This is a genomic window from Burkholderia sp. E168m23, from assembly GCF_016586125.1.
Lineage (GTDB): Bacteria > Pseudomonadota > Gammaproteobacteria > Burkholderiales > Burkholderiaceae > Burkholderia > Burkholderia orbicola.
Window position 1 is genome coordinate 1 of the sequence record NZ_BCPP01000112.1, and the last position, 11,421, is coordinate 11,421.

10 protein-coding genes are annotated in these 11,421 nt (G+C 68.2%); 3 read left to right on the forward strand and 7 right to left on the reverse strand.

The features are described from left to right. The 5 genes from JMF90_RS08705 to JMF90_RS08725 all read right to left on the reverse strand — a co-directional run. A partial coding sequence (locus tag JMF90_RS08705) for an MFS transporter (RefSeq protein ID WP_201325048.1) occupies positions 1-1,120 on the reverse strand: 1,120 nt, incomplete at its 3' end. Positions 1,121-1,224: 104 nt separating this feature from the next. Continuing rightward, positions 1,225-2,394, reverse strand: a complete 1,170-nt coding sequence (locus JMF90_RS08710; protein ID WP_027807439.1) for an MFS transporter — start codon at positions 2,392-2,394, stop codon at positions 1,225-1,227. Between the two features lie 222 nt (positions 2,395-2,616). After that, complete coding sequence (gene bluB, locus JMF90_RS08715) at positions 2,617-3,360, reverse strand: 5,6-dimethylbenzimidazole synthase (protein ID WP_201316750.1); 744 nt, start codon at positions 3,358-3,360, stop codon at positions 2,617-2,619. Between the two features lie 172 nt (positions 3,361-3,532). Continuing rightward, positions 3,533-4,531: a 2-hydroxyacid dehydrogenase gene (locus JMF90_RS08720; protein ID WP_201316751.1), complete on the reverse strand. Its 999-nt coding sequence runs from the start codon at positions 4,529-4,531 to the stop codon at positions 3,533-3,535. A 30-nt stretch (positions 4,532-4,561) separates the two neighbouring features. After that, complete coding sequence (locus JMF90_RS08725; protein WP_201316752.1) at positions 4,562-5,545, reverse strand: LysR family transcriptional regulator; 984 nt, start codon at positions 5,543-5,545, stop codon at positions 4,562-4,564. Positions 5,546-6,320: 775 nt separating this feature from the next. Between JMF90_RS08725 and JMF90_RS08730 the strand changes: the two genes are divergently transcribed. After that, complete coding sequence (locus JMF90_RS08730) at positions 6,321-7,532, forward strand: alanine--glyoxylate aminotransferase family protein (protein WP_006476772.1); 1,212 nt, start codon at positions 6,321-6,323, stop codon at positions 7,530-7,532. 27 nt (positions 7,533-7,559) lie between these two features. On the opposite strand, the gene JMF90_RS08735 is transcribed toward JMF90_RS08730, so the two are convergent. Next, on the reverse strand, positions 7,560-8,495 hold the full coding sequence (locus tag JMF90_RS08735; protein WP_011544701.1) for a helix-turn-helix domain-containing protein: 936 nt from the start codon (positions 8,493-8,495) through the stop codon (positions 7,560-7,562). Between the two features lie 134 nt (positions 8,496-8,629). On the opposite strand from JMF90_RS08735, the gene JMF90_RS08740 reads away from it, so the two are divergent. Further along, complete coding sequence (locus tag JMF90_RS08740) at positions 8,630-9,520, forward strand: DMT family transporter (RefSeq protein WP_011544702.1); 891 nt, start codon at positions 8,630-8,632, stop codon at positions 9,518-9,520. Positions 9,521-9,636: 116 nt separating this feature from the next. Here JMF90_RS08740 and JMF90_RS08745 read toward each other — a convergent pair whose 3' ends face one another. Beyond that, positions 9,637-10,851, reverse strand: coding sequence for an MFS transporter (locus tag JMF90_RS08745; protein ID WP_011544703.1), 1,215 nt, complete (start codon positions 10,849-10,851; stop codon positions 9,637-9,639). 335 nt (positions 10,852-11,186) lie between these two features. Between JMF90_RS08745 and JMF90_RS08750 the strand changes: the two genes are divergently transcribed. Continuing rightward, the coding region (locus tag JMF90_RS08750; RefSeq protein ID WP_201325049.1) for a 2Fe-2S iron-sulfur cluster-binding protein at positions 11,187-11,421 on the forward strand (235 nt) is incomplete at its 3' end.

An 11,421-nucleotide genomic window follows, 5' to 3' on the forward strand; every position in this document is an offset into this window, starting at 1 on the left:
CGGCCGCGACGAACGCGGCGACACAGGCGACCAGCACGCCGATGAGCGCGTTGCTGCCCAGTTGCTCCATTAACGCGCCCGCAACCAGCGGCCCGCCAAAGCTCGCAGCGCTCCACGACGCCGACACGAGCGAACTCGCGGTGACGAGCGCCGCGCCGCGGAACCGTTCGCCGCACGCGACGAGCGACAACGTATAGATGCTGCCGGCCGCCGCGCCGAGCACGAACAGCAGCGGCCAGCACAGCCACGGATTCGCGATCACGAACGGCAGCAGCGGCAGGCCGGCCAGCACGATCCAGCCGGCGCCGAGGTGCACGCGTTCGCGGCCGAGCTTGTCCGCGAGCCAGCCGATCGGGAACTGCATCGCGGTGTCGCCGAACAGCATGATGGACGCGAGCAGCACGGCGGTCGCGCTCGCGACGCCGTGATCCATCGCGTAGAGCGGCAGCAGCGACAGCGCGAGCGTGTCGAACAGCGCGAAGAAGCCGGTGCCGATGATCAGCGCCGGCATGCGCGGCAGGACCGCGAGCCAGCTGTCGTGCGCTGCGTGATGCGCGTCGTCGCCGGCGAGCGGCGCACGGCGGATCGTCGCGAGCGTCGGCAGCGCGAGCAGGAACAGCGCGCCGCACAGCGCGAAGCGGATGCTGGTCGCGCCGGCGATCTGGCTGACGAGCACGGGGCCGGCCATCTGGAACAGCGTGAAATTGGTCGCGTAGATCGCGACGACGCGACCGCGTGTCGAATCGTCGGCGAGCTGGTTGACCCATGCTTCGCCGATCGTGAACAGCAGCATCAGCGCGGCGCCGCACAGCACGCGAAGCACGCCCCACAGGATCAGGTTCGACGTGAACTGCATCAGCGCGGTGGCCGCCGCGAGCAGCACGACCGACACGACGATCGCGCGGCGCGCGCCGATGTGCCGTGCGAGCGCGGTGACGAACGGGACGATCGCGAGGCCGCCGAGCGCCTGCGCGGCGGTCAGCATGCCGACGACGTTGGTGCCGTGCCCGGCTTCGGTCAGTGCGAGCGCGGTGAGCGGCAGCGTGGCGCCGGTCCCGAGGCCGACGACCGCGACGCTCAGGATCAGCGCGAGGAAATCGCGATTGAGAATGGCTTTCATCGGCCGCGATGCTACACCGCGACTGTTGAAAGGTCCATGAAGGTCGTCACGTTTGAATGGAGTTGCGTACGCAACGATTGCGGCAGGGTTGCAGCAGGGTCGCGTCAGACGTACTCGGTCGGCACGACCACCGGGCGGCGTTCGAGCGACGCCGACCACAGCGTGAGCGCGAGCGCGGCGATCGCCATCGCGACGCCGACCCACGGCAGGCTCACGAGCGACACGCCCGAGCCGATCGCCATCCCGCCGAGCCACGCGCCGGTTGCATTGCCGAGGTTGAACGCGCCCTGGTTCAGCGTCGACGCGAGGTTCGGCGCGTCGCTCGCGCGATCGACGATCATGATCTGCAGCGGTGGCACGATCGCGAACGCGAGGATGCCCCACACGAAGATCGTCGCGAGCGCGGCGAACGGCAGATGCATCGTGCCCGCGAACAGCGCGAGGACGATACCGATGAGCGCGAGCGTCGCGATCAGCGACGGCATCCGGCGCCAGTCGGCGAGCTTGCCGCCGAGCGTGCCGCCGACGGTCAGGCCGAGGCCGAACAGCAGCAGCACGTAGGTGACCTGGCGCGGCGAGAAGCCCGTCACGTCCTCGAGGATCGGCGTGATGTACGTGAACACGCTGAACAGGCTCGCGGATGCGAGCACGCTGATGCCGAGCACCATCAGCACCTGCGGGTGCTTCAGCACGCTGAATTCGCGCGTGATGCTGGTGTCGGGCATCGCGAGGTTCTTCGGCAGGCACACCGCGAGCGCGGCGGCCGCGGCGATGCCGATGCCGGTGACGGCCCAGAACGTCGCGCGCCAGCCGAACGCCTGGCCGAGCGCGGTGCCGAGCGGCACGCCGAGCACGTTCGCGAGCGTGAGGCCGGTGAACATCAGCGCGATCGCCTGTGCGCGGCGGTTCGGTGCGACGAGGTTGCTCGCGACCACCGAGCCGATCCCGAAGAACGCACCGTGGCAGAACGCGGTGACGACGCGCGCGGCCATCAGCACCGCGTAGCCGGGCGCGATCGCGCAGAACAGGTTGCCGGCGATGAACAGCCCGATCAGGCTCATCAGCGCACGCTTGCGCGGCATCTTCGCGGTGACGATCGCGAGGATCGGCGCGCCGATCGTCACGCCGAGCGCGTAGCCCGACACGAGCATCCCGGCGGCCGGGATCGACACGCCGAGGTCGCGCGCGACATTGGGCAGCAGCCCCATGATCACGAATTCGGTGGTACCGATTCCAAATGCGGCGACGGCAAGGGCGAAAAGAGGCAGGGGCATCGCGGTAGGCTCGGGAAAGGATGCCGCTCGAGCCAGGCGCGGGAGGCGCGGGGCGGGCGGTCGGTGAGGCGAACGTCAGCCGCGATTCTACTTCAGTGAAAACCCCTATGCTTGGGGCCCAAACGGGTGTTGCCGGCGTGCGACGGGGTGGTGAGCGGCAAGCTCACAGTGTGGGATTCGCGGGAGCTCCAGGGCCGGGATGATGGCGGCTGCCGGAGGGGATCACGCGATGCGTTTGGACGACCCGTCGCGCATCGCGTCCGGCGTGTGCTTCGTTTCGCTGGCCACCTCCGCTGGCGCCGCAGCCGATCCGGCCCCACCGATCGCCGCCGGATCGTCCCAGCCGTTCTCGAACAGGCAGGCTTCGATCGGCATCCGCGCAGCCCAGCGCTCTGCTTCGAGCATCGGCTTCGCATAGAACGCATCGACGTGGCCGACGCACAGCACGGCGATCGGCTTCGCGCCGTCGGGCATCCGCAGCAGCGTGCGCAGCGCATCGACGTCGAACAGCGACACCCAGCCCATCCCGAGCCCTTCCGCGCGGGCGGCCAGCCACATGTTCTGGATCGCGCACGCGGCGGAGGCCAGATCCATCTCCGGCAGCGTGCGGCGGCCGAACACGTGGCGTTCGCGGCCGTCGGCGAGCGCGACGACCAGCAACTCGCCGCATTCGCGCACGCCTTCGACCTTCAGCCGCATGAATTCGTCCTGGCGCTCGCCGAGCGCGTCGGCGGTCGCGCGGCGTTCGGCCTCGACCAGCGCGTGGATCGAGGTGCGCAGGGCAGGATCGGTGATGCGGATGAAGCGCCACGGCTGCATGAAACCGACGCTCGGCGCGTGGTGCGCCGCGCGCAGTAGCCGCGCGAGCACGGCCGGATCGACGGGCGCCGGCGTGAAGTGGCGCATGTCGCGCCGTTCGAAGATGGCACGGTAGACGGCGGCGATGTCTGAATCGTCGAAACGCATGAGCGGCAAAGGCAGGGAAGGACGTCGGCGCAACGATAGCAGACGGCACGCGCGAAACGTTACTTCAGCCGAAACAATGCGCTGAATTATTGACGAGGGCGAGTGCGGTGCGCGGCAGCGCGCACGAGCAAACGATTGCGGATGCGCTGCACGCCATTAAACGTGCGGTTTCTCAGCGGTTTGCGATCACGATGTTCGCGGGCGTGCCCGCATGCCACGCCTCGATGTTCAGCAGCGTCGTGTGCGCGATCTCGGCCAGCGCCTCGCGCGTGAAGAACGCCTGGTGCGATGTGACGATCACGTTCGGGAACGTCAGCAGGCGCGCGAGCACGTCGTCCTGCAGCGGCAGGTCGGAGTGATCCTCGAAGAAGAGCCCGCTTTCCTCCTCGTACACGTCGAGCCCGAGATGGCCGAGCTGGCCGCTCTTGAGCGCGTCGACCAGCGCCTGCGCATCGACGAGGCCGCCACGCCCGGTGTTGATCAGCATCGCGCCGTGCTTCATCCGCGCGAGCGTCCGCTCGTTGATCAGGTGGTGTGTCGACGGCAGCAGCGGGCAATGCAGGCTGACGATGTCGGCATGACGCAGCAGCTCGTCGAGCTCGACGTAGCGCGCGCCGAACGCGATCAGCTCGTCGTTGTACGGCGGCACCGAGTGCGCGAGCACGTGCATCCCGAAGCCCATCATGATCTTCGCGAACACGCTGCCGATGATGCCGGTGCCGATCACGCCGACGGTCTTGCCGTGCAGGTCGAAGCCCAGCAGGCCGTTCAGCGAGAAGTCGCCTTCGCGGGTGCGGGCGACGGCGCGCGGCAGGCGGCGATTGAGCGCGAGGATCAGCGCGACCGCGTGCTCGGCGACCGCATGCGGCGAATACGCGGGCACGCGCACGACCGTGATGCCGAGTCGTTCGGTGGCGGCGAGGTCGACATGGTTGAAGCCCGCCGAGCGCAGTGCGATCAGCCGCGTGCCGCCGTCGGCGAGCCGTTCGAGCACGGCCGCGTCGACGGTGTCATTGACGAACGGGCAGACGACGTCATAGCCGTGCGCGAGGATCGCGGTTTCCGCGTCGAGGTGCGACGGCTGGAAGTGCAGCCGATAGCCGAACTGCCGGTTGGCGGCGGTGAACGAATCGTCGTCGTACTGCCGGCTGCTGAACAGGATCACGCGCACGCTGCACCTCCGATGGCTGACGCGCGCAGTTTACTGCAGCCCCGTGACGATGTCGGAGCATTCGGGGCCGCGTACCGGCCGCAGGAAGCCGTAATCCGCCTGCTCGCGGGCGGCCGGCGCGTTGAAGTGCTCGAGCGCGTGCTCGACGAAGCTGCGGGTGCGGGCCGGCACGTACTGGCGGTTCGGATAGACGAGCGACAACTGCGCGTCGGGATCGTCGATCCGGTAGCCGCCCATCAGCCGCACGAGCGTGCCGTGGTTGAGCGCGTCGGCGACGCACGGCTCGGGCAGCACCGCGATGCCGGCGCCGGCCACGGCCGCCGCCTGGACGAGCGCGAGCTGGTTGACCGTGCAGGCCGGGCGCACCGTGACCGAATGGGCGACGCCGTCGTGGCCGACCAGTTGCCACGTCGGCGTGTGCTGGTGCGGCGCGAGCGTGACCCAGTCGTGGCCCGGCAGGTCGTCGGGCACGCGCGGCTCGCCGCGGCGGTCGAGATAGGCCGGCGCCGCGCACGCGACGAACGGGTTCGGCGCGAGCGCATGGCCGATCAGCGTCGGGTTGCCGTCGAGCCGGGTGCCGGTGACGATGCCGACGTCGTAGCCGGAATCGAGCACGTCGAGCGGCCCTTCGGCGACGGTCAGCTGCACGCGTAGCTCGGGGTAGCGGTGCCGGAAGCTGCTGACGAGCGGCGTCAGCGCCAGCGGCGACAGCAGCCCCGACGCGACGACGCGCAGCGTGCCGGCCGGTTCGCGCACGGCATGCGCGACGGACGATTCGAGGTGGTCGAATTCCTCGAGCAGCGCGCGGCAACCATCGAGGTAGCGCACGCCTGCCTCGGTGAGCGACAGATTGCGCGTGGTGCGATGGATCAGCCGTGTGTTCAGGTGGCCCTCGAGCATCGCGATCGAACGCGTGACGAGCGCATTGGACACGCCGAGATGGTGCGCCGCGCGCCGGAAGCTTTGCTGCTCGGCGACGCAGACGAATACACGCATGGTCTGAATCTGGTTCATGGCTTGCGTATTTCTGGCCCGGTTGATTGATTATGGTTGTGATTTTTCGCCGCGCAACGTCGAAAGCGCATCGCGCGGCTCCAGCTTGCCCTCGTATCGAAAAATCGATTTTTCGATTCCGTAGACAATTGTTCAATACAGAACCGATATCCGTCAACCTGAGAAAATGGGCGGCTTGCGTAAAATCGAAATCGCGGGTACCGGTTTAACGCTGCAACGCAGCAAGAACGCACCGGACAAAACCGAATCGGTATTGGAGTATGTGTCGATTTGGAGAATATTTATCAAATTAATCAATGTGTTGCGGGTGGTTCGAGCGAGCGGGTACACGGCAGTGCAGGAGTCGTTCCCCAATACGATCAGGAATGGTGGATGTTTTTTCCACGTTCGGATTTTGTGTATCGAATTCGCTCCGTGATTTGTATCAGGTGGCCGGTGTATTGCGTTCGATCCGCCAATTGGGCTGAACCGCCGGTTTCGAAGAATCGTCTTGATATTGGCGAAGAAAATCGCGCGTACGGAACCCGAATGGAACCGTTTCGCAACCGGGGGCAATCCTTTTTCCAATCCGGACGATCATCGCGCGTGCGGCGAACGGCCGGTCTGGCCCGGTTCGATGACCGGGCCACCGTCGCGCTGTCCGGACGCGCGTGCCTCTTGCGCGAGGCGGCGGAACACGGAATGATCGATCAGTTCGCCGCGTGCAACGGGCGCCGCGCCACGGGCCCCGTGCTGCGGGCGTTCGAGCACTTCCTTTCCTCATCCTTTTCCAGCCATGTCCATCGATTACTCGCCGATTCCCTGTCCCGTCGTCGTGCCGCTCGACGCGATCCTGCCCGAAGAACCGCTGCTGATGATGGGGGCCGGCCCGGTTCCGATCCCGGCCGCGGTGGCCAAGGCGAACACGATCGTGATCAACCACCTCGGCGCGACGATGGCGAAGATCATCGAGCAGGTGAAGGAGATGGCGCGTTACGTGTTCCAGACCCGCACGAAGTGGGTGCTCGGCGTCGCGGGCCCGGGCTCGGCCGCGATGGAAATGGCGATCTCGAACCTCGCATGGCGCGGCACGCGCGTGCTGTCGATCCGCAACGGCTTCTTCAGCGCGCGGATGGCCGAGATGGCCACGCGTGTCGGCGCCGACGTCGCGACGCTCGAAGTGGCCGATCGCGCGGTGGCGAGCCTCGACGAGATTGCCGACGCGATCGCGCGTGAGCGGCCCGAGATCGTCACGATCGTGCAGGGCGAGACGTCGAACACCGTGTGGAACCGCGACCTGCGCGACATCGCGGCGCTCGCGAAGGCGGCCGGCGCGCTGGTCGTCGTCGACGCGGTGTGCACGCTGTCGACGATGCCGCTCGAGATGGACGCGTGGGGCATCGACGCGGTGATCACCGGCGGCCAGAAGGGGCTGTCGTCGATCCCGGGCGTGTCGCTGATCGCGTTCTCCGATGCCGCGTGGGAGCGTATGAAGACGCGCCCCGAGCCGAACGCGCACTGGTGTCTCGACATGGCGCTCGCGGAGAATTTCTGGCACAACGCCGGCTATCACTACACGGCGCCCGTGTCGGGTGTGCTCGCGCTGCACGAGGCGCTGCGGCTCGTCTGCGCGGAAACGCTCGAAAGCCGCTTCGCGCGCCACCTGCGCTGCTCGCTGGCGCTGCAGGCAGGCGTCGAATCGATGGGGCTCAAGCTCTATGCGCCGAAGGACTGCCGGCTCAATTCGGTGGTCGGGATTGAAACGCCGGAGGGGCTGACGCCCGGGATGGTCTGCGGCCATATCTCGAAGCAGTACCAGGTCGAGATCTCGGGTTCGTTCGGGTTGCCGATCGTGCGGATCGGGCAGATGGGCGAGCAGTGCCGCGAACACAACCTGTTCCGCACGCTGCATGCGTTCGGCCGCACGATGGTCGACCTGAAGGTGCCGGTCGACCTGCCGGCCGGCGTCGCGGCGCTCGAACAGGAACTGTCGCGGCGCGGCGCGTAAGCGCGGAACAGCGGAAAGGGGCCGCGCTCAGCGGCCTTGCATCGCGCGCCGATACGTATTCGGCGTCGTGCCGTGCGCGTCGCGAAAGCGATGGCTGAAGTGGCCGGCGTTCGCGTAGCCGCAGTCGGCCGCGATCTGCGCGAGCGGCAGCGCCGTCGTGCGCAGCAGCTCGCGGGCCCGGGCGAGCCGTTGCTCGGCCACCCACGCGTGCGGCGCGCGGCCGAACGACAGCCGGAACATCCGCGAGAAATGGTATTCGGACAGCGCGGCGACCTCGGCAAGTTCGCCGAGCGTCAGCGGCTGCGTGAGATACGTGTCGATGTAGTCGCGCACGCGGCGGCGCACGGCCGGCGCCAGCCCGCCGCGGAACGATGTGTCGGTGCGCGTCGTGCTCTGGCCGCGCAGCAGCAGGCTCAGCACTTCGTGCGCGGTCTCGTTCACGCGCAGCCGCTCGTCGGCATCGTCCCAGCCATCCAGCGCGAGCGAGCGCAGCAGCGCCGCGACGCGTGCATCCTCGAAATAGGTGCGATCGGCGAGCTTCAGCTCGCGCGGCTCGCGATCGAGCTCGCGGATCGCACGCTGCGTGAAGTGCTCGGGCAGGAAATAGAGGTGGATGAAATGCATTTCGCCGCGCACCCACCAGCGTGATTCATGGTCGCCCGGCAACGCGCACAGCAGGCTCGGCGCGCCGTAGCGCGGCACGCGCTGGCGCTCGGTCCGATAGCCGCCGTCGAGGTAGCACGACAGCGTGTGATGGCCGGGCTGCTCGTAGACCGTCTCGCTTTCATCGGTGACCCGCGTCCATTCGGCGATCGCGAGGTGATCGCCGAGCCATGCGAAGCGCTCGAGCGTCGCGTTCGCGTCGGCGAGCGTGCGACAGACCGACTGCAGGCCGAACGGCAGATCGCCGCCGGCCAGGGCGGCGGCGCGGTCGACGGGCGGGGCGCAGAGGGAGAGACTCATGATGCGCCGAGTATAAGCGGGCGCGCGCCGCCGCGTGCGGCGCGCCGAAAAAGACCGCAATTCCGGACAATCGACCCACGCTGGGCGACGGCATAGTCGGGATCCCGATTCACCCGATTTTCCGGAATGCCGCCATGAACCTGTCGCTTTATTTCGTCACCGTGCTGATCTGGGGCACCACCTGGATCGCGATCAAGTGGCAGCTCGGCTCGGTGCCGCCGCCCGTGTCGATCGCGTGGCGCTTCTGGCTCGCGGCCGCCGTGCTGTTCGCGCTGCTGCGCGTGATGCGCCGCCCGGTGCGCCCGCCGCGCGCGGCGTGGCGCTTTCTCGTCGCGCAGGGCTTCGCGCTGTTCTGCCTGAACTTCCTGTGCTTCTACTACGCGGAGCAGGTCGTGCCGAGCGGCCTCGTCGCGGTGATCTTCTCGACCGCGCCGCTGCTGAACTCGATCAACGGCCGGCTGTTCATGGGCCGCCCGCTGCGACCGTCGGCGATCGCCGGCGCGCTGCTCGGCCTGACGGGCATCGCATGCCTGTTCTGGCAGCAGATGGCCGGCCATCTCGACGACCATGCGACGTGGACGGGGCTCGCGATCGCGTTCGCCGGCACGATGTGCTTCTCGGCGGGCAACCTGCTGTCGAGCCGGATGCAGTCGATGGGGCTGCATCCGCTCGTGACCAACGGCTGGGCGATGCTGATCGGCGCGGCGATCCTGACCGTCGGCAGCGCGGCGGCCGGGATGCCGTTCACGCTCGATACGAGCCCGCGCTATCTCGGCGCGCTGGTGTATCTCGCCGTGCCGGGCTCGGTGATCGGCTTCACCGCTTACCTGACGCTCGTCGGCCGGATCGGGCCGGAGCGCGCGGCGTACTGCACGGTGCTGTTCCCGATCGTCGCGCTGGCCGTGTCGACGGTGTTCGAGGGCTACCAGTGGTCGCCGCTGGCGGTGCTCGGGCTGCTGCTCGTGGTGGCCGGCAATCTCGTCGCGTTCGACCTCACGCGGAAGCTGTTTCTGCGGACGGCGTGATCGATCCTCGCTGTCGTCATATCGATCGACGGATGAAAAAACGCCCGCATCGCGCGGGCGTTTTATTTTGGCGGCGGGGCGAAGGTCGCGGCCGGCCGCCGTGCACGGCGCAGGCATCACGCCGCCGCGCCGCTCCCCGCCACGCGCGCCTGCCGCTGATACAGCACCATCGATAGCGCGACGCCCGCCGCGGCGGCCACCGCCGCGAACAGGAACACCTGCGGATAGCCGAACGCACCCGCGACATAGCCGGCCAGCGGGCCGGTGATACCGAGCGACAGGTCGAGGAACACCGAGTACGCGGACAGCGCCGCGCCGCGGCTCGCGGGCGGCACGAGCGCGACGGCCTCGACGCCGAGCGCCGGGAAAATCAGCGCGAAGCCGAAGCCCGTGAGCGCCGCGCCGACGAGCGCGACGTGCGGCACCGGCGCGAGCCACAGCAGCAGCAGGCCCGCGGATTCGAACGCGAACGACACGATCGCGACGCGGAAGCCGCCGTAGGTCTTGATCGTGTTCGCGAACAGCAGGCGCGCGCCGATGAACAGCGTGCCGAATACCGTCAGCGACAGCGCGGCGTTCGGCCAGTGGCGCGCCGCGTAGTACAGCGTGACGAAGGTCGCGATCGAGCCGAAGCCGGCCGAACCGAGCGCGAGACCGAGGCCGTGCGGCAGCACGCGCGTGAACACGCTCGCATACGACATCCGCTCGCCGTGCACCAGCGGCACCGGCGCGATCAGGCGGGCGAGGTAGAAGCCGAGCGCGGCCAGCGCGATCACGATCACGCCGATCAGCGCCGGATTCAGCGTATGCGCGATCGCGACGCCGACCGGCGCGCCGAGCGCGAGCGCGCCGTAGGTCGCGATGCCGTTCCACGAGATCACCTTCGCGTTGTGCGCGACGCCGACCCGGCCGATGCCCCACAGGATCGCGCCGGTGCCGCACAGGCTTTCGCCGACGCCGAGCACGAGCCGGCTCGCGACCAGCAGCACGAGGCTCGCGACCGGCCAGTGCGCGAGCAGCAGCGCGACGAGCAGCAGCACGCCCGACACGCCGCAGCCGACCAGCCCGCGCAGCACGGTCTGCTTCGGCCCGAGCGTATCGGCGAGGCGCCCGGCGAGCGGCCGCGAGGCGAGCGTCGCGAAGTACTGGACGCTGATCGCGCCGCCCGCGACGATCGCCGAAAAGCCGAGGTCGTCGTGGACGAAGCCCGGCAGCACCGCGAGCGGCAGGCCGATGGTCAGGTAGCAGATGAACGTGAAGCAGACGACGGACACGATTTGCAGCGTGACCGCGAACCCGCTGCGCGGCGGTGTGGCGGAATCGGAGGACATGGGGTCGGAACGAATGACGAAACGAACGGAAAACGGCGGAAAAGGGAATCGGGATTTTCCCATGGAACCGGTTTTCCCGCAGGTACCATTTAGTTAATCGCGCCCCGTTCAGGCGGGCCACGGACGATCGCGGGCGACCGGGATGCACCCGAGTGCACCGTGCGGCAAGGGTGTCGGCCGGCCGGGCGCGCATATCGCGGCAGTTATATGAGCCGCATGCGTGATGGGCTATGGGTTGCGGAATTTGACGGTGATAGCGTGCAAACTGTCAGAAAAACGTCGGTCGAGCGCTCCACGCAGGCCGCCTTGCCCCCCATTTGAAGAAACACCGAGACATGAGTGAGCCGATCCGCTTTTACCATCGTCACGCGATCCGCGAAGTCAGCGGCGCGGACGTGACCCGCACCGTGCTGCAATACCTGCGCGAGGACGCGCATTGCACCGGCACCAAGGAAGGCTGCGCGGAAGGCGACTGCGGCGCGTGCACGGTCGTCGTCGGCGAGCTGACCGATGCCGGCGCGGTCGAGTTCAAGGCCGTCAACGCATGCATCCAGTTCCTGCCGACGCTCG

What these genes read in the sequence shown, in the direction of transcription:
- JMF90_RS08730 (WP_006476772.1), top strand. Translation starts at nt 6,321, where the DNA reads ATGTCCATCGATTACTCGCCGATTCCCTGTCCCGTCGTCGTGCCGCTC.
- JMF90_RS08745 (WP_011544703.1), bottom strand. Translation starts at nt 10,851, where the DNA reads ATGTCCTCCGATTCCGCCACACCGCCGCGCAGCGGGTTCGCGGTCACG.
- JMF90_RS08740 (WP_011544702.1), top strand. Translation starts at nt 8,630, where the DNA reads ATGAACCTGTCGCTTTATTTCGTCACCGTGCTGATCTGGGGCACCACC.
- JMF90_RS08725 (WP_201316752.1), bottom strand. Translation starts at nt 5,545, where the DNA reads ATGAACCAGATTCAGACCATGCGTGTATTCGTCTGCGTCGCCGAGCAG.
- JMF90_RS08710 (WP_027807439.1), bottom strand. Translation starts at nt 2,394, where the DNA reads ATGCCCCTGCCTCTTTTCGCCCTTGCCGTCGCCGCATTTGGAATCGGT.
- bluB (WP_201316750.1), bottom strand. Translation starts at nt 3,360, where the DNA reads ATGCGTTTCGACGATTCAGACATCGCCGCCGTCTACCGTGCCATCTTC.
- JMF90_RS08735 (WP_011544701.1), bottom strand. Translation starts at nt 8,495, where the DNA reads ATGAGTCTCTCCCTCTGCGCCCCGCCCGTCGACCGCGCCGCCGCCCTG.